This window comes from Candidatus Omnitrophota bacterium (assembly GCA_041649175.1).
GTDB lineage: Bacteria > Omnitrophota > Gorgyraeia > Zapsychrales > JBAZNR01 > JBAZNR01.
In genome coordinates this window covers 189,772-215,590 of the sequence record JBAZNR010000001.1, presented here as the reverse complement: position 1 = coordinate 215,590, position 25,819 = coordinate 189,772, and the positions used below count along the sequence as shown (strand labels likewise).

The window sequence follows — 25,819 nt, the reverse complement described above, 5'->3', positions numbered from 1 at the left end:
GAAGCAAGCAATCCCCGGTGGTAAATATCACCGGGGATTTTTTATGTTCGAATGCATATCCATTGCCCTTATTATACCTCGGTATAATTGATTCTTTCGCTGTCTTATATAGAATATTTCCAGGCTTAGTGTTATTTATAATCGCTTGGTCTTAATTTTTCCAATGGAAAATTTTGTTTATTGGTCGGGGAGGAGGAAAAGTTGCTTACAGACAAAAAGAAAATCTATATAGTGGATGATGATGAGTCTGTGTGCCTCGCGCTTAAAATTCTTTTGATGACGTATGAGTTTGAAGTGGTCACATTTAACTCAGCAAAAGGTTTTTTTGATGCCGTGCCTATAGATGCAACGGGTTGTCTCGTTCTTGACATTCATATGCCGGGATCGGACGGGTGGGCCATGCAGAAAGAACTGCTTGATTCGGGGTCGAAAATTTCCGTTATCTTTATTTCTGCCGAAAAGAAGGAGAGTGCCGTGGATAGGGCGATGAAAGTAGGGGCCGTGGGATTTTTGCAAAAGCCCTTTGATGGACAGACGCTGGTGGATCTTATCAATGTGGCCACAGAAAATACGGATAGCATGATCAAACAGTAAGGAATATAATAGTGACGTTTCTTGCAAAAGGTTAACAAATGACTATGAAACCAGAAAAGAAAATAATCGCTAAAGGGATGCGCCGGGCCATTAAAAAAGAGCCTGTTCGTCAAAGTGCCGGCAGGAAGGTTGCGAAAAAAGCGCTCCTCGAGCAAACAGATCAAAAAAATCTGAAACGAAGGCTGCGCCAGCAAACAAGCGAGCTGAAAATACGAAGCGGGCAGTTAAAACGGGGAGCTGACCGGGAAAAGATCGCCGATCTGAAGATCGAGGAACAACGCGAGGAACTTTTACATGTGACGCGCGTGGGAAAGCTTGCTGAGTTCGTTTCGTCTTTGGCGCATGAAATCAGCCAACCTCTAACGGCCATTCTTTCTTATGCTCAAGCGGCTCAGCGTATGTTCGCGGGCAGGGAACCCCAGTTACAGGAAATTTTGCAGCACATTATTGATGATGATCATCGGGCCGCTGAGGTTATTCGGCGGTTGCGGACATTATTGAAAAAGAGTAAGCCCTCCTTGGAGCTTCTTAATATCAGCGATCTTATCAATGATACGGTCACACTTATCATAACTCATATCACCGTCAGAAATAAAATCATCAACTTCGAATTGGACAGCAGGCTTCCCTCCATCCAGGGGGATCGTATACAACTGCAACAGGTGCTCTTGAATCTTATCAGTAACAGCCTAGAGGCTATGGATGCGGGCAGTGATTCCCAAGAAATGCTGATCAAATCATCGCGCAAAGATGCCGACACCATTGTGGTGGAAGTCAGGGATTCGGGATGCGGCATTCCGGCTGAGAATATGAAAAAGCTCTTTACTCACTTTTTTACCAATAAACCGGACGGTTTGGGTATGGGCCTGTCTATAAGCCGCTCCATTATTGAAGCCCACGGCGGCCGGTTGGAGGCCAAGAATAACCGTGATCGCGGGGCAACCTTTTATTTCACCCTTCCCGTTAATGGAAAGAAAGACTCATGACAAGTAATGGCGCTGTCATCTATATTGTTGACGATGATGTTTCGGTGTGCCGCGCCCTGTCTCTATTGTTAAAATCATACGGATTTAAGGCCGAGACGTTTACGCGGGCTAAAGATTTCTTAACTTTTAAACATCCCAAGGTGCCGTCTTGCCTGTTGCTTGATATCCGTCTGCCGGATATCAATGGGCTTGTTCTACAGGAGAAAATGGTGCAACAGGGGATCAATATCCCGATTATTTTTATTACCGGGTATGGCGATGTTCCCAAGAGCGTGAAAGCTATAAAAGCCGGAGCCGTAGACTTCTTTATCAAACCCTTTGCCACACCGAAACTTCTTGATGCCATCAAGCTTGCTATTGTAAAAAGCAAAGCCACAAATAAAAAACAAGCCGAAACAGCAAAAATTTGGCGAAATATCAAAACACTCTCCCCTCGAGAGCTTGAAGTTTTCCGCCTGGTTGTTAACGGAATGCTCAATAAGCAAATTGCCTTTAAGCGGGGAACGGCCCTGCAGACAATAAAAGTCCACCGCGGCCGAGTCATGCAGAAGATGCAAGCCAAAACCGTGACCGAACTCATTCATCTCGCCCAAAAAGCCGGCATTACCTCCATCCAGTATTAGCCGCTTCTTAATTCTTCGAAAAGGTCAACTTCTCATCAGTAAAACCAAGAGTATACCTCGGTACAATTGATTTAATCCTGCTTTCTTTTAGAATTATCATCATGAAGTTAAAGGAAAGGAGGGCCCTATGTTACATTACGCGGTTACATTTTTTATCATTGCTATTGTTGCAGCGCTATTGGGGTTTGGTGGCATTGCGGGTTCGGCCATTGAAATCGCCAAGATCCTATTTTTTGTCTTTTTGATCCTGTCGATCATTATTTTCATTTTTGGGAGAGCTCGGATCGGGTCTGTGTAAGTTATTTGCGGAAATGAGCGCACGTATCGCTGTGAGAAATAAGAACGAAAAAATAATATCACAAAAAAGGTGGAGGATTTATGTTCAGAAAATTATCAAATACATTGAGTATCTTGATCTGCGGTATTTTGGTTTTTCAATTAATGGGTTGCGGAACAATTCTATATCCTGAGCGCAGAGGGCAAAGAGCAGGACATATTGACGCGGGAGTTGTTCTTCTCGATGGGATAGGATTGCTTTTTGGCATTATTCCAGGCGTGATCGCCTTTGCTGTCGATTTTAGCAATGGAACGATTTATCTCCCTGGGACATCCAGAGGTTCCTTAGACCTAAAGAACCTCAAACAAGTTAAGTTTAATTCCAAGCACAGTAGCTGGGCAAGCATTGAAAGAATTGTTCAAAGGGAAACAGGATGCGACTTAAAACTGCATCGAGATCGCATGGAGATCACAAAGTTAAAATCCATTGATGATATGATGGCGCATTTCGCGCAGGCCTCTCCGGGGATGCAAAGTAACCGCATTGCGGCTGTCCGCTAAAAGGAGAGATCAAATGACTACAGAAACTTTACTATTGTTGATTATTGTTGTTTTTCTAGCGGCAACTTTTCCCACTTGGCCTTACAACAAGTCGTGGGGATATGGGCCTACAGGTGTTTTAGCTATCCTCTTGGCTGTTTTTCTTATTTGGGCTATTGCCGGAGGACGGCCACTTTTTAGAAGCTCGCTTGAAGATGTCGGGCATGATATTAAATCGGCGGGTCGCGATGTGGCGGATTCCGTTAGAGGCGCTGTCCAATAGTAGATCGCTAACGGAGGGATAGTTTTAAAAGGAGCAGACTAACTGTTGTGGGCTCCGTAAAGAAAGGGAAAAGAAATGAAAAAGAAAATAATGGTTATTGGGTGCTGCCTATTGTTTTCTGTGTCGGTTTTAGGATTTGCGCGAAACGAGAAATCACCTCGCCCAAATATGTCGGCGTATGAGCATGCTAATGAAAAGGCAAAATTTAAACGCACCCGAGATGAGTTCAACAGTAAGAAGAATAAGGAGATCAGGGCCGAAAAAATAGCTGAGAAAGAAGTGATTAAAGAAGAAAAAAAGAAAGAGGCGTCTCAAGATAATGGTAAGGGGCAATTTAAAGTAAAATTTTGAGGAAAGGCAACGTCTTTTTCGTGAGAGCGGGATGCTGTGATTTAAAACAATTAATCTTTAGGAAGGAACGTGTTTGATGAATATAAATTATCTGAAAGTATTTAGTGTTATTGCGGCCGTTGCATTATTCAGCGGCATATCTGTGCGCGCTGAAGAGGCTGTGGGTGTGCATCAGGTATCAGGAGAAATCGGATGGGTAGATATTCAACAAGGTAAATTAGAAATTAATCGAGAGACACCCCAGGGCACTAAAACGATCGCGTATAGAATTACTCAAAATGAAACGCGAGTTACTGATTCTGCGGATGTAAAGTTTCTCAACGTCGGTGACTTACGGGCAGGTCAATATGTCACTATTGATGTGGCGGACGGACAAGAGGATAAAGTTATACAGAAAGTCATTGTCAATCCTTTGCCGGCATCCGAGTATCAGCAAGCCTTTGGTGAGTTAAAGGCTATTGATGTTACGGCTGGAACGCTTGAGGTGGAAGAAAGAGTAAGGATCGGCCAAGAAGAAAAAAGCAGGATCTCTTATTTTGTTTTTGACCCCAAGACTATCATTGTGATGCGCAGTCCAAGTAAACAACCCGTGGAATTAATGATCAAGCCCGGCGATGTTGTTAAAGTTGAATATGTGGCAAAAGATGGGAAACAGCTGGCGCGTTATATTACGCTGTATTCACCGACTGTCACGACAACCACCACAACGACCACCACTACTACGACACAATAATTAAAAACGGCAACCAAGTTGTAAAACATAAAAGGAGGTTTGTAAGAAATGGCGAAGAAAAGTCGAGGGGGAAGAATGACGGCAGCAAAAAAGCGGGCTTCTAAGAGGCCCGGCGGACGCGGAAAAGTAAAGAATCGTAAAGCCGGCCGGAAGATCATGTCCACATAGAACTTAAGATAAACCATCCTCTGCTTGAAGATGGAGGGGGCGGAGGATGGTAAGTTCTGAGCAAGAAAGCTATTCTTATTGTTTTAAGGATCAATTTTTTAGAGGGGTCCCTCGTTTTTAACAGCGCAGGAAATCACGAAGAGATAGACCATCCAGAAGGAAAATTTTATTGAAAACTAATCTGAATGTTAAGAAAGAAATTGTCCGGTTTCTTATCGCAGGGGTTTTTGTTGGGGCGGTAGATTTTGGTATTTACTATTTCTTAATTCATTTTCTATCTTTCAGTCTGTCCAAAGCAGTTTCTTTTACGTGTGCGGGTATTGCCGCGTATTTGCTTAATAAATATTGGATATTTCAGTGTAACCAGCCGTCATATGTTGAAATTCGTCGGTATATATTGATTAATTTCCTAGCCTTAGAAATTAATGTTTTAATAAACCGATATGTTCTAAGCGTGTGGCCAAGTTCTGTTTTCTTGGCTTTGGTTATCGCTGCGGTGTTTACAGGATTGCTTACTTTCATTTGCTTTAAGTGGTGGGTTTTCAGGTCTCTTTTAAAAAAGGGGGCTTATTTTGTGTGGTGGAAATGGGTTCCGTGGAGATTTCTAGTCACTGATGCCGCGCGCAAGCAAGGGTTTTTAGATCCCATCAAAGTTCTTTCCCAATTGCAAAACTTTTCGCAGCCTTCCGAGGTAGCAGCTCCCACGGAGTTGTTACGCTCAGGCGTTGTTTTGCACGCGCGTGGTTTACTTAATAGTTTAGCGATCCAGCATAATCTTGATTGGATCTGGCCCTATTGGGTACGATGCCAGTATGATCCTCACAACGTGGCGTTCATTCCAAGATCTTTTTCGCTAACCCAAATTAATCTTACCCACCGAAATTGGACCGCCTTAGGTGTTCCCGATAGCATCGATTTCCCTTTGGTGGATCCGCGCGGCCTTGTGACTCCCTATTATGATGGATGGTCACTTGATGTCTGGATAATCCCCCAAAAAGGGGATCCATTGATCCCGTCGCAATGTGACAGCGTATCGCAAAAGATGGGCCTAGATAACGATTTTTATGTGACGACAGCATCAAGTTCAGATCAATTAAGCCTTCAATTAAGAACGCAAGTTATTGGATCAGCTCAAGCGCCTCTTTGCCAGATCAAAGTCACAGCAAAGGTTTTTATCAATGCGCGATTAATTGTCTCCTTGCGGCCGTATAACCCGGAAGGCGTGAGTTTTATACATAGTATTGTTCTTCTGGAAGGCTCGTTAGGCTGGCAAGTTAACCGCGAACATTCCGTCTATTTTGATAAGCCCGCCGATCAGTATATGTTTTCTGATTATCATCGCGGCGATGTATATAGCCGCTTGACCTTTCCTATACCACCGACGAAGAAAAAACAGGAAGATCCGTTGTTTTCGTCGGAAGAAAATGAAAAAGAAGTGGCATGCAAAGTCGGCATGGCTAGCTCTGCTGCTATTTTCATATTAGAATCCGGACAAAAAGAAGAAATTACTATTTCAGTACCTTTAACGAAAAATAAAAATGAAGAAAAATCTTATGGAGACTATCAAGACATTGCTAAAGCACAGTGGGCAAAAAGCCTTCAAGGCGTGTGTTCATTAAAAATTCCTGATGAGCATTTTCAATTTCTTTATGAAGCTGCGATTCATGCGATGGTCCTGCATTCCCCCAGGGAAGTTTATCCGGGTCCTTATATTTATCGACGGTTTTGGTTTCGTGATGCTGCGTTCATATTGCATGCCTTGTTATGTGTTGGGCTAAATGAGCGTGTCCGCAGGGCTCTAGATTGTTTTCGTTCCCGCCAGACAAAACAAGGTTATTTTCTTTCCCAAGAAGGGGAATGGGATTCTAATGGAGAGGCCTTGTGGATCATGCGTCAGTATTGCGAGATGACAGGAAATGTCCCTCCTAACGAATGGAAAGAATCCATCCATAAAGCGAGCCAGTGGATCTGCAAAAAGCGTTTGCCGAGTAACTTGCAATCCCCTCATGCGGGCTTACTGCCATCGGGATTTAGCGCCGAGCATTTGGGGCCAAATGATTTTTATTATTGGGATGACTTTTGGGCTGTTGCAGGATTAAAAGCGTCAGCCTTTTTATGCGCGGCTTATAAAGATCAGGAGAAGGCTGTTTATTTTGAAAAGGAATCGCAGGCATTACTTGCCAGCATTGAACAAAGTTTAAAAAAAGTGGAAGAGCGTTTTAAAAAGCCTACCATACCAGCTTCTCCCTATCGGCGCTTGGATACAGGGGCTATCGGCTCTTTGGTGGCGAGTTATCCGCTTCGTGTTTTTGAACCCAATGACCCAAAGATCTTAGACACAGCTGATTTCTTAATGAAAAATTGTTTAGTTCATGGCGGATTCTTTCATGATATGACTCATTCTGGGATCAATCCGTACCTTACGCTGCATTTAGCTCAAGTGCTTTTGCGTGCGGGAGATCCAAGGTATTTTGATTTGATGACTGCGGTGGCCAAGCTGGCTTCACCAACGGGGCAATGGCCTGAGTCGGTCCATCCGCGTACCGGTGGCGGATGTATGGGGGACGGACAGCATGTGTGGGCCGCGGCGGAATGGGTTTTGATGATCAGAAATTGTTTTGTGCGCGAAGAAGGTGAGCGATTGATCTTATGTTCCGGGATCCCGTGTATCTGGTTAGAAAAAAAACAAACGATCTCTTTTGGTCCCGCGCCAACAAGTTTTGGAAATATTCAAATTTCCATAAAACCTCAAGGGCAAAATATCCTTGTCGAATGGCAAGGACAGTGGTTTGAGAGCGAGCCACCCATAGATATTCAATTGCAAGGTTTTAATGACGTTAGAATTACACCAGGAACGAATTCTTTTGAATTGAAATCCTGCTTGCCGACAGGAGCGAGGTAGATAAATGACCACATCTCTGACATCCAGAATTAAAAATTTTATCATATTGAAATCGGGGGAAAAAATTTATCCGGAAGAGATTGAGCAAGCTTATACAAAAGTTGCTCCGGTCAAAGAGATGTGCGTTTTTACAGTCTCTGGAATGGAAGGCGCAGGGAAGACGAAAGTTCTTTGGGCTATTATTCAGCCAGATCTTGATGATTTTAGGGAATTTGGTGAAGTGAATCTACGCTCTGTCATTAAGGAGAGATTTGACAATGCCTCGCAATCACTCCCTTTGCATAAAAGGCTTAAAGGTTTTACGATTACGCTTGAGGATTTACCCCATACGCTTTTCGGTAAGTTAGAAAGAAGCGCAGTCAAGAAGATATATGAATCCAGGGTGATTAAGGGCATAGAAGGCTCTCTTCCGGTATCAAAAGAACTTTTACCAGAAGATCTTCTTTTGATAGAGTCTGAGATCGGCATAAAAGTTTTAAAATGTTTGAAGGAACAAAGCGGTATCACCGGATCAATAATCCTTGAGAATTCATTAGAGCTGGACATTGGCATAGATTCATTAGGCAGGCTAGAGCTTGCTTCGTGCCTTGAGGCAGCTCTTGGAACTGATATAAATGAAGAGGCGATCTCGAGAGCCTTTAGCGTCAAGGATCTTATTTTAGGGATAGCGGAGGCGCTGAAGGAAGCCAAAGGCATTTCCTCGAAGAATCAAAAGATACCTTTAGGGCCAGACTATTGGAAAGAAAATTTACGCGTACCGCCGAAAAAAGAAAATTTGGAAATGATCGAATTGAGCACAGGTTACTTTGCCTGGTTGTTTCGATTTGTTTTGACAGCTATCGATTGTTTGATTTTTAAGTTGTTTTTCAGTATTAAAGAAGAAGGCGCAAAGAACGTACCTGAAGAAGGAGCTTATATTCTGTATGGCAACCATACGAGTTTTCTTGATGGGCCAGCCATTGCCGCTTGTTTGCCGCGTCGACCAGTGTTTCAGCTTTTTTATTTTGTTTTTGGGCCGTATTTTTTTAGGCCGTTTGAAAAGTCTAGTATTTTATGGAATCTCGTCAAGATGGGAAGATTTATTCCTTTTGATTTCTCAACGCATTTCTTAGAAGCGCTACGTAGTTGTTTTCTTGTGTTAGAACATGGAAAGGGCTTGTGTTTCTTTCCTGAAGGGTTGCGCAGCGCTACTGGCAAAATCGGGAAATTTAAAAAAGGATTCGGCGTCTTGGCCAAGGAGACAGGGGCAAAGCTTGTGCCTGTGGCGATCGAAGGAGCTCATGAGGCTTGGTCTAGTACGGCAACGTATCCTAAGCGCCATCCGATCAGGGTGAGGTTTGGTAAGCCGCTTCTGCCTAAAGACCTGGAAAAAGAAGGCTTAGCCATGGGGGCGAAAAACTCTTACGACGCGATATGTATAGCGGCTAGAAAAGCGCTTATAGAATTAAAGACCCAATCCTCAATGGATGGATTGGTCTGCGCTTGTGCGAAGGAGAAAAAATGAGAATTCTCATGATGACAAATACCTATTTCCCGATCGTCGGAGGATTAGAGCAATCGGTTTATTCTTTTAGCGAAGAATTTAAAACTTTGGGGCATGAGGTTTTGATCGTGACTCCAACCTTTAACGGGGCTCCCGTAGAGGAGCCGGGTGTTATCCGGCTTCCCGCTTTCCAAAAATTCAACCGGACGATTTTCTCTGTTAATTTTCCGTTTTCCATGCTCTTAACGCGGCTTATGAAAGAATTTTCACCGGATATTGTCCACAGCCATTGCCCGTTTTTTATGGGAGATTTTGCTCTACGCCTCAGCCGGCAGCACGCTATACCGCTGGTCTTTACGTATCATACGATGTTTGAGGAGTACACACAGGATTTGCCGGTTCAGAACGAGGGAGTCAAGCGATTTATGGTCAAGCTGTCTGCCGGATATGCCAATTTTGTGGACCGGCTGATCGTGCCCTGCGAAAGCGTGCAGGAAATCTTGCTTAAAAGAGGTGTTAAAACACCCATGGAGATCGTTCCGACCGGGGTTGATTTGAAGCGTTTCTCAAAAGGCGATAGAAAAGGGTTTCGCGAGCAGAACCACATCCCTCTTGATGCCTTAGTGATCGGACATGCGGGGCGTCTGGCGTCGGAAAAAAATTTGGACTTTCTGATCCAGTGCATGGTTGAAGCGTTAAAGAAAGATACAAGAGTCCATGCCCTGATCGTTGGCAAAGGCTCATCAGAGAAAATGATCAAAGGCACCTTTCAAAAAGCCGGTCTTCAAGAAAGAGTGCATTTGGTCGGGGTTTTGCAGTATCAGAATTTGGTTGATGCTTATTTTGCTATGGATGTTTTTGCCTTTGCCTCATTAAGCGAAACTCAAGGGATCGTCTTGATTGAAGCCATGGCATCAGGTGCTCCGGTGGTAGCGCTGGATGCGCCCGGAGCGCGGGACATGGTCAAAGACGGCAGTAACGGACGATTGCTTATGGAGATGGATCAACCCAGCTTTTCTGAGGCACTGCTGTGGGTTTTAAATCGTTCTCCCGAAGAAACACAAACCATAAAGCAGGCCGCAAGAACGACGGCAGAAAAATACACGATCAGTGCCTCCGCCAAACGCATGTTAGCCATTTATGAAGATGCGAGATCAAGAAAAACAATTTCCGTGGGCAAGAGAAATAGTTCGCAGTATCTTTTCTTTTGGCGCATGAGAGCAGAGTTGGATATTTACAAAAATTATGTTCAATCCATAATCATGTCGATCTTTGAAGGAAATTTTAAGAAAACGGAACCCAAGAAAATTAATGATACGACGGTAAAGAGCGACGACCTTTCTTCTAAGAGCGCGGCCGGCGACTTAGTCGCAACTCCGCTTAATGGAACGGCGAAAACTGCTGAACTGACGCCTTCTCCTGCGCAGGAGAGCGAGCCTGATCGTTACGTGATGACAGAGGATGGGAAACGCATCTCCTTTCTTCATATTAAAGGAGGGTTTTTCAAAGTTATTATTATCGCGCCCGGATTTTACAACAATAAGGATACGGTTTTATTTAAAGGGATGGCTGACGCATTTAGCAAAGAATACGATGTGATCGTGTTCGATTTTCGCGGGCATGGCAAGAGCAGCGATGTGTTTACGTGGACAGCGCTTGAACAAAAAGATCTTCGGGCGATCACGGCTTATGCGAAAGAAAACAAGTATGAAAAAATCGGCGTGATCGGGTTTTCACTGGGTGCTGCGATCGCATTGGTTGAGGCAAGTTTCCATCAGAACATTGATAGTGTGATCGCTGTCAGTTCCCCGTCAGATTTAGGAAAGATCGATTTTCATTTTTGGGAAAAAGATATGTGGAGAGATCTCATGCTTAATTTTGGGATCAAAGGGAAAGGGAAGGGTGTCAGGTCAGGCAGCCTGGCTTTACAAAAGATCCGGCCTCGCGACGTTGTTGATAAGATATCACCGACACCGGTTCTCTTCCTTCATGGTGAGAAAGACTGGCTCGTCAAGCTGAGTCATAGTCAGCTTTTATTTGCAAAGGCAAAGGAGCCTAAGCTTTTGACCATCATGGAAGATGGCGGCCATGCGGAAAGGATGTTTGACGCTTTTCCGGATCAATTTATGAAAATATGTTTGGATAGATTTAAGGAAACTTTGAGTTAGGAAAAATAAAGAGGATGAGAAACAATGGAATATTTTTCAGTATTCTCAAAATGGCTTTCCAATAAAGCCGCGCAACCGTTCGCGTGTTTTTTAGCATTTATTATTATTTTAGTTTGGGGCCTGCTCGGACCGGCACTCCATTTTAATAATACCTGGCAGCTCATCATCAGTACTTTGGCAGCAGTCATTTCTATTATCATGCTTTTTATCATTCAAAATAGTCAAAATCGCCACACCATTGCGATTCAACTCAAGCTTGATGAGATCATCCGAGCTACCAAAGGAGCTCATAACGAAATGATGGATATTGAAAAACTCTCGGATGAGAATTTGGAGAAGATCCGAAAAAAGTATGGCTTACTGGCTGAGAAAACTAAAGAAGACTTGAAGCAAGGTAAGGTCGACACTCATGCGCAGGCTACTCCATAGGGGCCATTGATGTTACAGCTTTTCTTCATTAAGTTTCTGGGAACTGTTTTATTGGCAATCTTGCTCTGCGCTTGCTTTCTTTTTTTAAAACCTGTCCGTACGCGCCATCTCGTTTCAAAAGCTAATCCATCTCTCAGCTATCAGGAAAGCGTTAGGCGCATTGATCATTTACGCGCTCTTGATGGGGAAGATGTTTCCCCGGATGGGCGCCTTATTTTTCTGGCACATGGGGAAGAAACGCGTGAGACAATCGTATTCTTTCACGGGAACACCAATAGCCCCCGGCAATTTGAAGCGCTGGGAAAGATCTTTTATGAAAAGGGATATAATGTTCTGATCCCCCGGGTCCCGCACCATGGCCTTAAGGACCGGATGACCAATGACCTCGCCCAGCTGACTGCGTTGGAATTGGCCATATTATGTGATGAATCCGTGGATATTGCCCAAGGGCTGGGCAAACATGTCACGATCGTTGGTTTTTCCATGGGCGCGAACATGGCCGGTTGGGTCGCGCAAAATAGAAGCGATGTTGATAAGGCTGTTATCATCGCGCCTTTCTGGGGGTGGAAGGGGTTGCCGACAGGTTTGTTTAAACCGACCATCAACCTCTTATACATTTGGCCCAATAAGTTCGAGTGGTGGGACAAGAAAGGAAAGACAGCGCTCACGGGGCCGACGTCCTCTTATTTCGGATTTTCGACCAGAGGGGTTGCTCAGATCATGTGTCTTGGCTGGGCAGTTATGAAAAAAGCCAGGAGCGTGGCGCCAAAGACTCGGGCCATTGTAGTTGTTACAAGCGCTTTGGATGGTGCGGTCAATGAGAAGACGATCGATGGAGTTATTAAAGAATGGCGTCGACACAGCAGCGTTAAAATAACACACTTTCAGTTTGATAAGAATTTAGGTATTTTGCATGACCTCATTGACCCGGAACAACCTTACCAAAAAACTACAGTGGTTTATCCTAAGCTTATTGAGTTGATACAGAATTAAAAATAAAAACCGCGAGTATTATCTCATCATATTTTCTGGAATACGCCCTAAAAGGGAGAACCAGGAGTTGTACCTTAGTACAATTGACCGTTCTCTAGTGTTTTGTCTACAATGCTATTGTCAACTAGCGATAGCATAGCTGGGGAGGTGAGAAAAGATGATCAGAGAAAATAGATCAAAAAGGGTGACGACGAGAGATGCCATAAGACAGCTTCTTTTAAGTCGTGGGATCTGCAAAGTTCCACAAAATCATTATCTGAGAAGGAGCCGGGTTTGGGAGCATAGGCCAGATGATTGGCTTTCCTCTTGGCAGGAAAAAAATGAATAAAATAAGGTGTCATCAATCAATGGAAAAGGAATGGATTATATGAAAAGCACAATGATGGTGATGGCTGTTGTTTTGTCTGTTGTCGGGTTTTTAACTTTTAGTTTTGCGGGAATGTTAAAACCGGTAAAACCAGGGGAAGCGCAGCAAACAGGAAAATCAATTTATAAAGCTCGAAAGACCCAGTTGATCATTCCTAGGCCGGTATCAGCTCCAAAGATAGAAGCAAAAACAAACGAGAAGATCGAAAAAAGAATCAATGTAGAGGAATAGTATTTTTAGTTGTTCTCTATCTGGGGACAACGTGAGCAGTAGATTTATTAAAATAGAAAGATGCCATGAAAAACTTTTTCTTGATAATATTAGCGGTTTTATTTTTGGCAACCTCAGTTTTAGGTTGCAATATGATGAGAGGCGCGGGGAAAGATGTGGAGAACGCCGGGGGAAGCATCCAAAGAACAGTTGATCATAATGATTAAAAAGGAGGCCAAGATGAAAATCAAAAACAGTGCTTGTTTAGGCCTCGCCATAATTTTTGTTTTTGCAGGAGGCTGCGCCAGTGCGCATAAAACAACGACAACAGAAACAACGGTGACAACATATCCGGCTGTTAGCCAAGAACAAAAAGATTTCAGCAATAAAGGATATATTACAAGGCAGCAAGATGAGTCGGTTTCGCAAGAAAGCGAAACAACCACGACGATCACGACAACGGATACAGAGACTGAGCGCCCCGGAGTGATAAGTTCTACGTTTCATGCGATCGGCTATGTTCTTGCCATACCGTTTATTATTATCGGCGGTTTATTTAAGATGATCTTTGGCGGGTAGTATTTAAAAGAATTTAATTTAATTCTTCAGAATAGTCATTGTTATCCGTAGGAGGATTTATCTCAGAAACGTTTAAAACTTTTTTCATGATCGCGTTTAATCCCGTGTTTTGGATCATTGTATTTCTGCTTTGGCCGCTTGGCCGAAGGAAAGCCTAAAATCCCTCCGCTGGGCTGCGTGTTGCAGCCTTTCTTAATTTAAGTTTGCGTCTAAGCACCGATAGAATTCCTATCATTTAATATTCCTATTTACTGAGACAGGGAAATCTGGTAGTATCGGTACCAAAGCAGCTTAAGACAAAGAATAAAATCCCGAATACATTTTAGATTATAAGAATTTAAATGTAGTTCAACAATCAAGTTGGTATGGCAACATACCAGAAAGAGGATAAGGATATGGCGTTTCAAGGTGGTGGGTATGGTGGGCCGCGCGAGATGCACAAAGCAGTTTGCGCCGAATGCAAAAAAGAATGTGAAGTCCCTTTTAAGCCCCGAGAAGACCGTCCGGTTTATTGCAAGGACTGTTTTTCAAAGCGTAAAGATGGCGGCCGTTAAAAAGCAGTCATAGCAAAACAGCCGTACCTTTTTAAGCAAGATGAAAATATTGTCAAAAAATAGAAATGTTATTTTGGCTTTGTTGGTAAGCCTCGCTTTCCCCGTTTCAGGCTGGGCGGCTCCGTGCTACGGAACACATATGCCGCAGGCGCAACATATTTTTGCCGGCGCTCAAACCTACAACGTTCTCAAGCGTTCCCTCGAAGACGATTACGGAAAAGTACGCAGTCTTCAGAATTTTATCCTTTTATCTTACGGGATCTTTGATTGGCTTTCTTTAGACTTGAAAGGCGGCGCGGGGAATATTAAGGAATATCCATCGTCGACAGACCGTGTCAGCTACACGACGTTTTTAGGCGGCGGGTATGGTTTTCGCTTGAAGGTTTTTGAACACGAGCAAACAAAAATGGTTTTTGGATTTCAGCATATCAGCATACACCCCGAAACAGCCTCCGTAGGCGCGTCAAAACAAAAAGCCGTTTTAGATGATTGGCAGTTTTCCTTTCTGGCATCGCAGCAAATAGGAAAGCTGACGCCGTATCTTGGAACACGTTGGTCGCGCATGGATGAAATTCGCTGGGTGGATACCGTCCGTAAGCGGGTTAAATCAGATCTTGGAAAAAGTATAGGGCTTATTGCCGGAACAGATATTTTCTTAACACCGAAGATCTGGCTTAATATTGAAGGCCAATTTCTAGACGCGACGGCGGTGGCCGGAAGTATCAATTTTGAGTTTTAAAATAAATTCTTTAAATCTTTCGCGCAAATCTTCCGAAGTATTGATCTCAGGCACATCAAATTTTACGGGAATAAAATCATGAACGATAATAAAAAACTTTCGTTTTTAGATCGCTTTCTAACTCTCTGGATCCTTTTGGCTATGGCTATTGGCGTCGGTGTTGGATATTTTTCGCCGGGGATCGCTGGTTTTTGGAATCAATTTCAGTCGGGAAGTACAAATATCCCGATCGCAATTGGGCTCATTTTGATGATGTATCCGCCTTTGGCAAAAGTTAAGTATGAAGAAATCGGAAAGATCTTTAAGAATAAAAAATTACTTGGGCTTTCGCTTTTGCAAAATTGGATCATCGGCCCGATTGTTATGACGGCCTTGGCTGTTATTTTCTTGCGTGGATATCCCGAATATATGGTGGGAGTTATTTTGGTTGGCTTGGCGCGTTGTATTGCTATGGTGATCGTTTGGAATGATCTTTCCGACGGAGATAGAGAATTAGCGGCAGGGTTAGTGGCTTTTAACGCGGTTTTTCAAGTTTTGTTTTACGCTCTATATATTTATATTTTTATAACACTTCTTTTGAGTTTTCTCGGAATAGCTCAAGGGTCCAATATCAGCATTTCAATGGCAGAATCGGCTAAAACAGTTTTGATCTATTTGGGAATTCCTTTCTTTGCGGGTGTCGCAAGCCGGTTTACGCTTATCAAAATAAAGGGGCGGGAATGGTTTGATAATATTTATATTCCGCGGATCAGCCCGATCACGTTAGTGGCGTTATTATTTACCATTTTTGTGATGTTTTCGCTTAAGGGGGAATATATCGTCCGATTACCTTTAGATGTGGTGCGGATCGCGGTTCCGCTGACGATATATTTTATCGTCATGTGGTTTGTGACCTATTGGTTTTCCAAGAAGCTCAGGTCAAATCATGCGCAAGCGACCGCAGTTTCGTTTACCGCCGCTAGCAATGATTTTGAGTTGGCCATTGCCGTTGCGGTCGCGATTTTTGGCATTAATTCTCTGCAGGCATTTGCGACCGTCATCGGACCGCTTATTGAAGTGCCGGTGATGTTACTATTGGTTAACGTTGCGAGATTTTTCCGGAAGAGAGAAAATTTAAATTAAAGAATATTCTTGCGGCTTTTTTAAAGCGGTATATAATTAACACAAGATTTAAGAATAGTTATTTGATGTCCGAATCATAAGGGTTCCATTTTTTAACACAGACTGTTTTAAGCAGCCAACGAGAAAACCTTGATCGAACACCGTCAAGGTTTTATTTTTTTATGCTCACTCCAAAAATTTTTACAACACTCAAGGGTTATTCGCGAAGTCAATTTATTGCTGACGCGATCGCCGGAGTTGTCGTCGGAATTGTTGCCATTCCTTTGGCCATTGCCTTTGCGATCGCCTCCGGCGTTTCTCCGGAAAAAGGCCTAATTACTGCAGTCATCGCCGGATTTCTTGTTTCGGCATTTGGCGGAAGCCGGGTGCAAATTGGCGGCCCGACGGGCGCTTTCGTTGTTATCATCTATAGTGTTGTCCAAAAATATGGAGTTGACGGTCTTGTCCTCGCGACCTTAATGGCCGGCGTTATCCTTTTGATCATGGGGTTCGCGAAGTTCGGGACGATCATTAAATTTATTCCGCACGCGGTGATGGTAGGATTTACCAGCGGGATTGCGGTTATTATTTTTTCATCTCAGGTGAAAGACTTTTTAGGGCTTTCGGTAGCTGTTATTCCGGTTGATTTTATTGAAAAGTGGATTGCCTTTATACGAAATATCGGCTCTGTGAATTATTTGGCATTGGCCATCGCTTTATTGACGGTGTGTATCATAACGATCTGGCCCAAAGTTTCCCGTCGCGTACCCGGTGCCCTTGTTTCTATTATTGCGACATCAGCCCTCGTTTCTATTTTTAATCTGCCTGTTGAAACAATCCATTCAAGGTTTGGGGAGCTTCCGCATGCGCTGCCTATGCCGCGTATGCCGGACTTTGATATAGCTGTGATGCGCAATCTTTTTCAACCCGCGTTTACCATCGCGCTTTTGGGCGGCATCGAGTCACTTTTATCCGCTGTTGTTTCGGACGGTATGATCGGCGGAAAACATCGCTCTAATATGGAATTGGTGGGCCAAGGAATTGCTAATATCGGTTCGTCTATTTTTGGCGGGATCCCGTCAACGGGAGCTATTGCGCGCACCGTTACGAATATTAAAAACGGCGGACGAACACCGATTGCCGGGATCATTCACTCGTTGACTGTTTTTGCGGTCATGCTTTTGTTTGGAAAATTTATCGGAAAAGTTCCGTTGGCCTGTCTTGCCGGGATTTTAGTTGTCGTCGCTTATCATATGAGTGAATGGCGTTCATTTCGGGAACTTTTGAGCGGATCAAAAGGGGATAAGATCGTTCTTTTATCAACCTTTCTCGTTACTGTTTTGATCGACCTTTCAGCGGCCATTGAATTGGGCGTTGTGTTGTCTGCTTTTCTTTTTATGAAACGCATGGCGGACGTTACCAATATTCGTATTTTTGCCAAAGAAATTCAGGACGATGAAAGAAATGGTGATCAGCTTTCTTCGATGATCCCGGTTCCGGCGGGCGTTCAGGTTTACGAAATTAACGGGCCTTTGTTTTTCGGCGCGGCCAATCGTTTTGATGAGACCGACCGAGCCATCGGCGAAAGACCTAAGGTGAGGATCTTGCGATTTCGCGATGTACCCCTTATTGATTCGACCGGAATGCACGCCTTAAAATGTTTTTACGAAAAATGCAAAAAAAGCGGCATTCATTTGATCATCACGGGCCTTCATGTACAGCCTTTAAATGAAATGGTTAAATCCAATCTTTATGACCTGATCGGTGAGGATAATGTTTTTTCCGGAATGAAAGAATCGATCGACCGGGCTAAGCAATTTTTGTCGTAAGATCCACCTTGATTTCTTTTTTGGGCTCGCCCATAGTTCTGTTTGACAAACCTCCAGAAGAGAGTATAATCACCTACAGAGTTTAGAAGACCTTTCATGGCCGCGCGAGGGAACAACAACTAACCTTGGCGGTTTTTTTATTCGATCTTTTAATTTGGCGGAGGCAATATCAAGAAAATCAGAACTTCTTATAAAGGGCGAAAATGTAAGCAGCGTTTGTGCAAGCATATTTTAAGCATTTATAATCATGAAGCTTATTGCCATGTCCACGCCAGCCAACTATTACCGGAACATAAATCAAAGGTTTCTCGATCATGACTATGCATCATAAACCAGCTGTAAACGGCAATCTTACGCCGGAGCCTATCTTAGAACATCAAAATTTTGACGGGTTAGGCATTGCGCCTAAGATCCTCGAAATTCTTGCTCGAATAAAATTTAAAACCCCCACGCCTATTCAACGTAAAGCCATTCCTTTAGCTGTCGAAGGTAAGGACATTGTCGGCATTGCGCAAACCGGTACCGGCAAAACCCATTCGTTTGCTATTCCGATGGTACAACGCTTGGCGCAACGTAAAGGAAACGGGCTTGTTCTAGCGCCGACCAGGGAATTAGCTATTCAAATTGATGAGGCCTTTCAAGCCATTGTGCGTCCGTTCAATATGCGCACGGCTTGTCTTATCGGCGGCGCTCCGATGGACGCGCAGGTGCAGGCTCTTCGACGTGGGCCGCGTATTATTATCGCAACTCCGGGCAGGCTTTTAGATCACATGGAACGTTGGAACGTGCTTCCCAATGAAGTCACGATGCTCGTTTTGGATGAAGCGGACCGTATGCTCGATATGGGTTTTGCTCCGCAAATCGAAAAAATCTTACGCTTTGTTCCTAAAGACCGTCAGACCATGCTTTTTTCAGCGACCATTCCCAAAGAGATCATGAATATTGCCGCCAAATATATGAAGCTTCCTGTTTCCGTGGAAGTCGCGCCATCCGGAACAGCGGCTGACCGTATTACTCAAGAATTATTCATCGTGAAAAAAGATGCCAAGTTGCGGCTTTTAGGAAAACTACTCGCTCAATATCACGGCGCTGTTCTTTTGTTTTCTCGCACCAAACACAATGCCGGTAAAATCGTGCGCGAGATCCGCAATATGGGTTATCGGGCCGCAGAAATACATTCCGACCGTTCTTTAAATCAGCGCCGGGAAGCCCTGGAAGGATTTAAGTCAGGGAAATACAGAGTGCTGGTAGCGACAGATATTGCCGCCAGAGGTATTGATGTTGTCGGCATTGAGTTGGTAATCAATTTTGATCTTCCCGAAGATGCCGAGAATTATGTGCATCGTATCGGGCGCACCGGGCGAGCCGGGCATCAAGGGCGCGCCATTTCTTTTGCCACGCCCGATCAAGCTAGTGATGTGCGCAATATTGAAAAACTTATCCGCATCCCTCTTCCTGTTTCTAAACATCCGGAAATTCCCCCGGAACAATTTGATCAATCTTCGTCGTCATCTTCATTTTCGCGTTCGCGCAGGCCGTTTCCAAGTAAATTTCAGGGCAGATCATTTTCCGGCAGATCTTCTCATCAGCATGAGAAGCGCCACAGCAAACCGCAGTGGAATAAATTCCGCAAACATTAATCGTCTTTAAATCTTAATAGATCAAAACTCCTTTTTAGACAAGCGCAGATCGGCTTTTGGCATTTCCTAAAATATTTGCCGTAAAGAAGCATTATCTGTATAATGTCCCATATCCTTGAGCGCAAAAATACGTTCCAAAAATTAAAATGAATTTCTTCTTTAAGAAAAATCCGCTTTCAAGTTCGCTTCAGAATTCTCGCCATATCAGCTCATTGCTCTCTTTTGTCTTTTTCTTCTCCGGATTTGCCGGACTGATCTATCAGGTGGTTTGGCAAAGACTTTTAACGCTTTATTATGGGGTTGGAGAGATCTCTTCCGCTTTGATCGTGAGTGTTTATATGTTTGGATTAGGATGCGGAGCGCTTTTAGGCGGAGTGCTCGCTGAGCGCATCAAAGACAAGATCACTTTTTATTTTATCATCGAGATACTGATCGGCTGTTTTGGGGTTTTAAGCATTCCTTTCCTAGATTTTCTCGGCCGCCACACGGCCGGAAGCGATTACTGGCTTTCGTTTGCGTACATGTTCTTGTTTTTGTCGCTCCCGACGTTTTTGATGGGAATGACGCTTCCGCTTTTAACAAAAATATTCAATAGCTTTGTCCGGGATTTCTTTAAGACGGTCAGCCACTTGTATTTTATCAATACGATCGGAGCGGCTTTTGGAGCTTTATGCGCGAGCTATGTGATCATTTCTTTCTTTGGCTTGGATACCGCTATCTATGTTGCCGTTACGATCAACGGCATTTTGGCCTTGTTGATCTTTCTTGCCAGGTCTATGCCTGTTCGCGCGGCAGAGCTGCCTCAAGCTCATGATGATCAAGGCAGTGATTTTCTATTCGGAAAAATGGCGTATTTATTGGTATTTATTACGGGATTTCTGGCGATCGGATATGAGATCATTTGGTTTCGCGTCATCAAGATCCCGCTTAAGGCGTCTGCGTATACATTCTCAACGGTACTGGCTGTTTATCTTTTAGGTATTGCTTTGGGAAGTTTATGGATGAACCGGCATTTAAATAAACATAAAAGTGCGGACAAGCGCAGCCTTTTTTTTCTTCTGCAGTTTTTTATCGCTTTATTTGTTATGGTCGTTTTTATCGGGTATTTTTATCTGACAAAAAATACCCATTTTCGCTGGGCGACGACGATCTCATTCGCGCATGACCTGCATCCTTTTTTACCGACCATCGCGGCATTTCAGGAAAGCCTTCTTAGGCCGGTAACATTTTTTTGGTTTTTGTATTCTCTCATTGATGTTTTCTTATGGCCGATCGTTTTTGTGCTAGTTCCAACGATTTTGATGGGGGCAAGCTTTCCTCTTATCTCTCTTTTGGGTTTATCGGAGAAAAATAAAGAAGGCAAGACGATCGGGACCATCTATTTCTTTAACACGATCGGCAATCTTTTAGGCGGGCTTGTTACGGGGTTTTTGCTTTTAGCGTATTTGGGCACGGAACAAACTTTGATCATCTTTTGCTGTATCGGCATTCTTTTAGGATTTTGGATAAAAACTTCCGCAAATTGGCAAATGCGCCTTGCACAAAAATCAGGCCTGCTGATCCTTCTGACCATTCTTTTCATCTTCTTTCCTAAGAAAACTCAGCTTTATGAATTAATGCATCCTTTGTCCGCGAACACCTCGGCTGTCTTGATCGAAGAAGATGTGGGAGCGGTGGTGGTGACCGCGCAGCAGGGGAAATATATTGCAAATTATATCAATGGTTCTTCCGAGGGAGGATATCCGAGCCATATGTTTTTTTATGAAGCTATGGAAGCGGCTAGTTTCGCGCCCCGTATGGATAATATCCTCGTCATTGGTTATGGAACGGGGTCTATTACCGAAGCAATTAGAAAAAGTATTGAGGCCAAAAAGATCACGGTCGTTGAGATCCATCGCGCGCTTATCCGGAATTTGATAAAAATACCTTTCTTCGATAGGATGCTGTCTGATCCGCGCATTCATCTGGTCATTGATGACGGAAGAAGATTTTTGTTAAGGACAGATGAAAAATATGACCTTATTCTCATTAATCTTATCCGGACAACGACTGCGTACAGCAATAATGTTTATTCGCAGGAATTTTTGCAGTTGATCAAAGACCGCCTTGCGCCGGGCGGTGTTCTTTTGCTGTGGATGAATGAATATCGCGTGGTCTTGGGAACTTTATTCTCTGTCTTTGATCACATTAAGATCTATGGATCTTTTTGCTTAGCGTCTAATGCGCCGTTCAATAAAAATGAAAGAAGATACCAACAAATTCTTTCTGCTTTTCCTTTGGAATATCGGGAGGACATTCAAAGTGTTGTTAATACGAAGTATATGAAGCCGATAGATTATAAACATGCCCGAGTAGAGCTATTGCTTAAAAGTTATCCTATTAATCGGGATTTGAAACCTGTGTGCGAATATTACTTGGGTTTGCAAGCGTATAATCGGTTTTTTATTGATAAAAATAATGAGGAGGAGAATTGATGCAAGAAAATTGGGATAAGATCTACGGTTATTTGATTCAATATGGCATTAATTTGCTGGCGGCGGTCGTTATCTTCATTTTGGGAAAATGGGCGGCCCAGATCGTATCTAAGATAGTTGATAAATCCATGACGCGCTCAAAGATCAATAGAACACTCGTTACCTTTGCTAAGGACATGGTGTACTTTATTATCCTGGCATTTGCCGTTATTGCCGCCTTAAATAAACTGGGTGTTGAGACAACATCGTTTATCGCGGTTCTTGGTGCCGCCGGCTTGGCGGTTGGCTTGGCCTTGCAAGGTTCTTTGTCAAACTTTGCTGCGGGAGTTATGCTGATCATTTTTCAGCCATTTCATGTGGGCAGTACGGTCGAAGCGGGTGGTGCTTTGGGAGTTGTTGAGGAGATCCAAATATTCAATACGATCATTGTGACATCGGATGGCAAGCGGATCATTGTTCCAAACGCGAAGATCACCGGGGACAAGATCACCGTTTTTCCTGCGGAAAAATGATAGAAAGTCTTTAAGAGAAGCGATTCTTAATTGGCATCATCTTGATATTTCCGGGTTTCTCGCCCGTGAATATCCTTGCGGCGCAAGACCAATCAGTATATAATACACTCTCAACTTTCTTGATTTTAAGCTGATGGGCTTAAATCACACATAATTAGTAGTATTAGTTACTATATTACCTACAGGAGGAGATGTAATGAGTCTTTTGCATTTGGATGAGAAAAATTTTGACCAGGAAGTTTTGAAATCAACTGTTCCTGTTTTGGTTGATTTTTGGGCTGAATGGTGCGGGCCTTGCCGTATGATCAGCCCCATTGTTGATGAAGTAGCGAAAGAATTCTCGGGAAAACTCAAAGTCGCCAAGCTCAACATTGATGATGCTCAAAATTTAGCCATGAAATATGGCGTCATGTCTATCCCGACGCTTATGTTCTTTAAAGAAGGAAAAGTGGTCGACCAGATCGTCGGGGCTTTAAGCAAAGACCAACTGGTGAGCCGTGCTAATCAAAACATTAAATAAGATCATAATCAGGAGTTACCATGTTCATTACGTTTTGTAAGTCAAAAATTGCTCATGCTAAAGTGACCGAAGCCCAACTTTATTACCAAGGAAGTATTACCGTTGATTCAGCTATTCTTAAGGCGGTTGATATTATCGAAGGCGAAAAAGTTGAGGTTTTAAACGTGAATAACGGTTCTCGCATTGAAACATATGCCATTGCCGGAAAGCCCAATACGGGAGAAATTTGTCTCAACGGCCCGGCGGCACGCTTTGGGTTTGCGGGGGATGAGCTGATCATTTTAAGTTACGCGCTTGTGGATGAAAAAGAAGCCAAGGGCTTAAAAACAAAAATCGTTCATCTGGATGATAAAAACAGAATTAAAAATTAGGATTTACGGGGATCCTTGCTTGCGCAAGAAATCTTCTGTGGTCAAGCGTGTGAATGCCGGCGAGCGTATGTTGATCGCCTCGATGATCGAAACCATGCATCAGAACAAAGGGGTTGGACTGGCCGCTCCGCAAGTGGGAATTAATGAGCAAATCTTTGTTGCGGATGTCGGTAACGGCCCTGCCGCTTTCATTAATCCGCGTATTCTAAAAAAAAGCGGTTCAGAGGTCCTGGAAGAAGGGTGTTTGAGCATTCCGGGCATTATCGTTAAAGTAAAGCGTCCGAAGAAAATCTTAGTCGAACATCTTGACGAAGATAATCAGCTCATCCGTAAAGAGTACGATGAACTTTTAGCTCGTGTTATTTTACATGAAACAGATCATCTTAAAGGCAAGCTCATAACGGATTATGCCAATCTGGCCGCAAAGATCAAATTAAGGCCAAAACTGAAAGCCATCCGTCAGGTACAAAAAACATAAACAGATTTATGCCCGCTGATACCTTAACCCAAGAGCCTTCTCAAAAACTTCCCGCCTGGTTTAAGCAGGATTTACCCGACCTAGCCAAGATCCGCGAGATGAAAGAATCATTTCGGTCTGACCGTTTGCATACGGTTTGTGAAAGCGCGCGTTGTCCTAATTTAGGAAAATGCTGGGGCAAAGGTGTGGCAACGTTCATGATCTTAGGGAATATTTGCACGCGGGCTTGCCGTTTTTGCGCGGTGGCTGCCGGCCTTCCGGAAAAAGTCGACAAAGACGAACCTTGCAATGTGGCTTTGACGGTCAAAGAAATGAACCTTCGCTATGCCGTCATCACCTCCGTTGCCCGCGATGATTTGGCGGATGAAGGGGCCGGACATTTCGCGGATGTTATCCGTCAAATCAAAGAGTTAACGCCGCTTACAAAGGTGGAAGTCCTTATTCCTGATTTCTCCGGAAAAGCTGAACTTTTAAGAATTGTGGCTGATGCCCATCCCGAAGTGATGAGCCATAATATTGAAACTGTAAGACGCCTCTCGCCGAAAGTTAGGCCTCAAGCACAATATCAAAGGTCCTTGGATGTTTTGGCATCCCTGAAAACCTTAGATAAAACAATTTTTACCAAATCAAGTTTTATGTTAGGGCTTGGCGAACAAGAAAAGGAAATTGAGGACGTTATGCGCGATTTACGATCGGTTGATTGTGATATTTTAACCATCGGTCAATATCTCGCGCCTTCTAAATCTAAACGCCACTTAAAGGTGGAACGGTTTTATTCGCCGGAAGAGTTTAATGCTTTCAAAACCATGGGATTATCTTTAGGGTTTAAATCGGTTCTAAGCGCTCCTTTGGTGCGTAGTTCTTATATTGCTGAAGAAGGATATAATGAATGCGCGAAAACAATCTTTAGTCAGGTTCGCTGAAAAATGAAACAGAAACTTAAAGATATCTTCGGACTTTTGGTGCGTGTTGGCTTAAGCGCCGCTTTGCTTATCTATCTCTTTCGAAAAATTGATATTTCTGCGACTTGGGAAATATTTAAAACAGCCGACCTGACGTATATTCTTTGCGCCGGAGCGGTCTTCGCTGTGATCAATTTTGTCCTTTTGGTGCGGTGGATGGTTTTGATCAGGGCTTTGGATATTAAAGTTTCTTTGACAAATATTTTCCGTTATTTCTTTATAGGCCTTTTTGGAAATTTATTTTTACCGAGCGCTATCGGTGGCGATGTTATCAAGACGATCGGCCTATGCGTACATTGTAACGAGAAAGCCAAAGTCGTGGCATCAGTTTTGCTGGATCGTTTAAGCGGTTTTGCCGGCATGGCTGTGGTCGCCATTGTTTCTTTTATGATCGGCCAGCATTTGATCGATGACAGGTCATTGTCGCTTACTATTTTTGCCATGGCGGCGGTATCGGTATTTGTCGGGACAGTTTTATTTAACGAGAAAATATATTCTTTTGGATGCCGGATCTTCAGCCGGCTACCTAAGATCCAGAAAAATTTGATGGATCTTCATTATGATATCGCTTTGTTGAAAGATAAACGAACCGCGCTTTATAAGGTTGTGGCCTTGTCGGGATTCGCGCAAGTTTTAGCCGCGATCGTTTCGTTCTTTCTGGGAAAAGCTTTACACCAAGACATTCTTTTGATCTATTTCATTATTTTTACACCCATTATTTGCGTGATCACCACTCTTCCATCGATAGGTGGATTAGGCGTGCGCGAAGCGGGGGCGGCGTATTTATTGGCTAAGGTTGGTGTCAGTTCCGGAATAGCGGTGAGCATTAGCTTAATGACGTTTTTATTCATGGTCATTGTGGGGCTTTTTGGCGGCATTGTTTATGCGGCGACCAAGTCTCCGGTCAAAGAACTGATCAAGAAAACCGCCGAAACAGCTTCGCCGTAAGTTAAG

28 protein-coding genes are annotated in these 25,819 nt (G+C 43.5%); all 28 read left to right on the top strand.

The genetic code is table 11. The annotated features are described in order from the left end of the window. Positions 1–201 precede the first annotated feature (201 nt). The 28 genes from WC676_01050 to WC676_00915 all read left to right on the top strand — a co-directional run bounded on the left by WC676_01050 (position 202) and on the right by WC676_00915 (position 25,813). Complete coding sequence (locus WC676_01050) at positions 202–594, top strand: response regulator (GenBank protein ID MFA5059203.1); 393 nt, start codon at positions 202–204, stop codon at positions 592–594. 38 nt (positions 595–632) lie between these two features. Then, entirely contained in the window at positions 633–1,580 is a 948-nt protein-coding gene (locus tag WC676_01045; protein MFA5059202.1) for an ATP-binding protein, read from the top strand. Next, entirely contained in the window at positions 1,577–2,203 is a 627-nt protein-coding gene (locus WC676_01040) for a response regulator (GenBank protein ID MFA5059201.1), read from the top strand. Before WC676_01045 ends, WC676_01040 begins: the two co-directional genes overlap by 4 nt. 127 nt (positions 2,204–2,330) lie before the next feature. Beyond that, on the top strand, positions 2,331–2,501 hold the full coding sequence (locus WC676_01035) for a DUF1328 domain-containing protein (GenBank protein ID MFA5059200.1): 171 nt from the start codon (positions 2,331–2,333) through the stop codon (positions 2,499–2,501). An 80-nt stretch (positions 2,502–2,581) separates the two neighbouring features. Beyond that, entirely contained in the window at positions 2,582–3,040 is a 459-nt protein-coding gene (locus WC676_01030) for a hypothetical protein (GenBank protein ID MFA5059199.1), read from the top strand. A 13-nt stretch (positions 3,041–3,053) separates the two neighbouring features. Further along, a complete protein-coding gene (locus tag WC676_01025) occupies positions 3,054–3,302 on the top strand; it encodes a DUF3309 domain-containing protein (protein MFA5059198.1) in 249 nt (82 codons plus the stop codon). Between the two features lie 75 nt (positions 3,303–3,377). Beyond that, on the top strand, positions 3,378–3,653 hold the full coding sequence (locus WC676_01020; GenBank protein MFA5059197.1) for a hypothetical protein: 276 nt from the start codon (positions 3,378–3,380) through the stop codon (positions 3,651–3,653). Positions 3,654–3,729: 76 nt separating this feature from the next. Continuing rightward, a complete protein-coding gene (locus WC676_01015; GenBank protein ID MFA5059196.1) occupies positions 3,730–4,386 on the top strand; it encodes a hypothetical protein in 657 nt (218 codons plus the stop codon). 337 nt (positions 4,387–4,723) lie between these two features. After that, a complete protein-coding gene (locus tag WC676_01010) occupies positions 4,724–7,456 on the top strand; it encodes a GtrA family protein (GenBank protein MFA5059195.1) in 2,733 nt (910 codons plus the stop codon). Between the two features lie 4 nt (positions 7,457–7,460). Continuing rightward, on the top strand, positions 7,461–8,960 hold the full coding sequence (locus tag WC676_01005) for a 1-acyl-sn-glycerol-3-phosphate acyltransferase (protein ID MFA5059194.1): 1,500 nt from the start codon (positions 7,461–7,463) through the stop codon (positions 8,958–8,960). Next, positions 8,957–11,107, top strand: coding sequence for an alpha/beta fold hydrolase (locus WC676_01000; protein ID MFA5059193.1), 2,151 nt, complete (start codon positions 8,957–8,959; stop codon positions 11,105–11,107). The genes WC676_01005 and WC676_01000 overlap by 4 nt, the downstream gene beginning before the upstream one ends. A 24-nt stretch (positions 11,108–11,131) precedes the next feature. Then, positions 11,132–11,536, top strand: coding sequence for a low affinity iron permease family protein (locus WC676_00995; protein MFA5059192.1), 405 nt, complete (start codon positions 11,132–11,134; stop codon positions 11,534–11,536). A gap of 9 nt (positions 11,537–11,545) precedes the next feature. Further along, positions 11,546–12,529: an alpha/beta fold hydrolase gene (locus WC676_00990; GenBank protein ID MFA5059191.1), complete on the top strand. Its 984-nt coding sequence runs from the start codon at positions 11,546–11,548 to the stop codon at positions 12,527–12,529. 367 nt (positions 12,530–12,896) lie between these two features. Next, entirely contained in the window at positions 12,897–13,127 is a 231-nt protein-coding gene (locus WC676_00985; GenBank protein ID MFA5059190.1) for a hypothetical protein, read from the top strand. Positions 13,128–13,192: 65 nt separating this feature from the next. After that, positions 13,193–13,333, top strand: coding sequence for an entericidin A/B family lipoprotein (locus WC676_00980; protein MFA5059189.1), 141 nt, complete (start codon positions 13,193–13,195; stop codon positions 13,331–13,333). A 13-nt stretch (positions 13,334–13,346) separates the two neighbouring features. Further along, positions 13,347–13,685, top strand: coding sequence for a hypothetical protein (locus WC676_00975; GenBank protein ID MFA5059188.1), 339 nt, complete (start codon positions 13,347–13,349; stop codon positions 13,683–13,685). Between the two features lie 395 nt (positions 13,686–14,080). After that, positions 14,081–14,239, top strand: a complete 159-nt coding sequence (locus WC676_00970) for a CxxC-x17-CxxC domain-containing protein (GenBank protein ID MFA5059187.1) — start codon at positions 14,081–14,083, stop codon at positions 14,237–14,239. A 49-nt stretch (positions 14,240–14,288) separates the two neighbouring features. After that, on the top strand, positions 14,289–14,978 hold the full coding sequence (locus tag WC676_00965; GenBank protein MFA5059186.1) for a hypothetical protein: 690 nt from the start codon (positions 14,289–14,291) through the stop codon (positions 14,976–14,978). A gap of 78 nt (positions 14,979–15,056) precedes the next feature. Next, a complete protein-coding gene (gene arsB / locus WC676_00960; GenBank protein ID MFA5059185.1) occupies positions 15,057–16,100 on the top strand; it encodes an ACR3 family arsenite efflux transporter in 1,044 nt (347 codons plus the stop codon). 161 nt (positions 16,101–16,261) lie between these two features. Further along, positions 16,262–17,908, top strand: a complete 1,647-nt coding sequence (gene sulP, locus WC676_00955; protein MFA5059184.1) for a sulfate permease — start codon at positions 16,262–16,264, stop codon at positions 17,906–17,908. A gap of 314 nt (positions 17,909–18,222) precedes the next feature. Further along, entirely contained in the window at positions 18,223–19,548 is a 1,326-nt protein-coding gene (locus WC676_00950; GenBank protein MFA5059183.1) for a DEAD/DEAH box helicase, read from the top strand. 146 nt (positions 19,549–19,694) lie between these two features. Then, positions 19,695–22,022, top strand: coding sequence for a fused MFS/spermidine synthase (locus WC676_00945; protein ID MFA5059182.1), 2,328 nt, complete (start codon positions 19,695–19,697; stop codon positions 22,020–22,022). After that, complete coding sequence (locus tag WC676_00940) at positions 22,022–22,534, top strand: mechanosensitive ion channel domain-containing protein (GenBank protein ID MFA5059181.1); 513 nt, start codon at positions 22,022–22,024, stop codon at positions 22,532–22,534. The genes WC676_00945 and WC676_00940 overlap by 1 nt, the downstream gene beginning before the upstream one ends. A 196-nt stretch (positions 22,535–22,730) precedes the next feature. After that, positions 22,731–23,054, top strand: coding sequence for a thioredoxin (gene trxA / locus WC676_00935; protein MFA5059180.1), 324 nt, complete (start codon positions 22,731–22,733; stop codon positions 23,052–23,054). A gap of 20 nt (positions 23,055–23,074) precedes the next feature. Further along, on the top strand, positions 23,075–23,425 hold the full coding sequence (gene panD, locus WC676_00930) for an aspartate 1-decarboxylase (protein ID MFA5059179.1): 351 nt from the start codon (positions 23,075–23,077) through the stop codon (positions 23,423–23,425). Positions 23,426–23,444: 19 nt separating this feature from the next. Next, positions 23,445–23,903, top strand: coding sequence for a peptide deformylase (def, locus tag WC676_00925; protein MFA5059178.1), 459 nt, complete (start codon positions 23,445–23,447; stop codon positions 23,901–23,903). A gap of 8 nt (positions 23,904–23,911) precedes the next feature. Continuing rightward, positions 23,912–24,826, top strand: coding sequence for a lipoyl synthase (gene lipA, locus WC676_00920; GenBank protein ID MFA5059177.1), 915 nt, complete (start codon positions 23,912–23,914; stop codon positions 24,824–24,826). A gap of 3 nt (positions 24,827–24,829) precedes the next feature. Further along, positions 24,830–25,813, top strand: a complete 984-nt coding sequence (locus WC676_00915) for a lysylphosphatidylglycerol synthase transmembrane domain-containing protein (protein MFA5059176.1) — start codon at positions 24,830–24,832, stop codon at positions 25,811–25,813. Positions 25,814–25,819: the final 6 nt, after the last annotated feature.

Bases quoted from the DNA above. Each gene is read 5' to 3' on its own strand.
- WC676_01005 (MFA5059194.1), top strand. From the start codon at position 7,461: ATGACCACATCTCTGACATCCAGAATTAAAAATTTTATCATATTGAAA.
- lipA (MFA5059177.1), top strand. From the start codon at position 23,912: ATGCCCGCTGATACCTTAACCCAAGAGCCTTCTCAAAAACTTCCCGCC.
- WC676_00975 (MFA5059188.1), top strand. From the start codon at position 13,347: ATGAAAATCAAAAACAGTGCTTGTTTAGGCCTCGCCATAATTTTTGTT.
- WC676_00950 (MFA5059183.1), top strand. From the start codon at position 18,223: ATGACTATGCATCATAAACCAGCTGTAAACGGCAATCTTACGCCGGAG.
- WC676_01025 (MFA5059198.1), top strand. From the start codon at position 3,054: ATGACTACAGAAACTTTACTATTGTTGATTATTGTTGTTTTTCTAGCG.
- WC676_00970 (MFA5059187.1), top strand. From the start codon at position 14,081: ATGGCGTTTCAAGGTGGTGGGTATGGTGGGCCGCGCGAGATGCACAAA.
- sulP (MFA5059184.1), top strand. From the start codon at position 16,262: ATGCTCACTCCAAAAATTTTTACAACACTCAAGGGTTATTCGCGAAGT.
- trxA (MFA5059180.1), top strand. From the start codon at position 22,731: ATGAGTCTTTTGCATTTGGATGAGAAAAATTTTGACCAGGAAGTTTTG.
- WC676_00990 (MFA5059191.1), top strand. From the start codon at position 11,546: ATGTTACAGCTTTTCTTCATTAAGTTTCTGGGAACTGTTTTATTGGCA.
- WC676_00980 (MFA5059189.1), top strand. From the start codon at position 13,193: ATGAAAAACTTTTTCTTGATAATATTAGCGGTTTTATTTTTGGCAACC.
- WC676_00915 (MFA5059176.1), top strand. From the start codon at position 24,830: ATGAAACAGAAACTTAAAGATATCTTCGGACTTTTGGTGCGTGTTGGC.
- arsB (MFA5059185.1), top strand. From the start codon at position 15,057: ATGAACGATAATAAAAAACTTTCGTTTTTAGATCGCTTTCTAACTCTC.
- WC676_00995 (MFA5059192.1), top strand. From the start codon at position 11,132: ATGGAATATTTTTCAGTATTCTCAAAATGGCTTTCCAATAAAGCCGCG.
- WC676_01015 (MFA5059196.1), top strand. From the start codon at position 3,730: ATGAATATAAATTATCTGAAAGTATTTAGTGTTATTGCGGCCGTTGCA.
- WC676_00985 (MFA5059190.1), top strand. From the start codon at position 12,897: ATGAAAAGCACAATGATGGTGATGGCTGTTGTTTTGTCTGTTGTCGGG.
- WC676_01000 (MFA5059193.1), top strand. From the start codon at position 8,957: ATGAGAATTCTCATGATGACAAATACCTATTTCCCGATCGTCGGAGGA.
- WC676_01035 (MFA5059200.1), top strand. From the start codon at position 2,331: ATGTTACATTACGCGGTTACATTTTTTATCATTGCTATTGTTGCAGCG.
- WC676_01040 (MFA5059201.1), top strand. From the start codon at position 1,577: ATGACAAGTAATGGCGCTGTCATCTATATTGTTGACGATGATGTTTCG.
- WC676_00940 (MFA5059181.1), top strand. From the start codon at position 22,022: ATGCAAGAAAATTGGGATAAGATCTACGGTTATTTGATTCAATATGGC.
- WC676_00945 (MFA5059182.1), top strand. From the start codon at position 19,695: ATGAATTTCTTCTTTAAGAAAAATCCGCTTTCAAGTTCGCTTCAGAAT.
- panD (MFA5059179.1), top strand. From the start codon at position 23,075: ATGTTCATTACGTTTTGTAAGTCAAAAATTGCTCATGCTAAAGTGACC.
- WC676_01030 (MFA5059199.1), top strand. From the start codon at position 2,582: ATGTTCAGAAAATTATCAAATACATTGAGTATCTTGATCTGCGGTATT.
- WC676_01045 (MFA5059202.1), top strand. From the start codon at position 633: ATGACTATGAAACCAGAAAAGAAAATAATCGCTAAAGGGATGCGCCGG.
- WC676_01020 (MFA5059197.1), top strand. From the start codon at position 3,378: ATGAAAAAGAAAATAATGGTTATTGGGTGCTGCCTATTGTTTTCTGTG.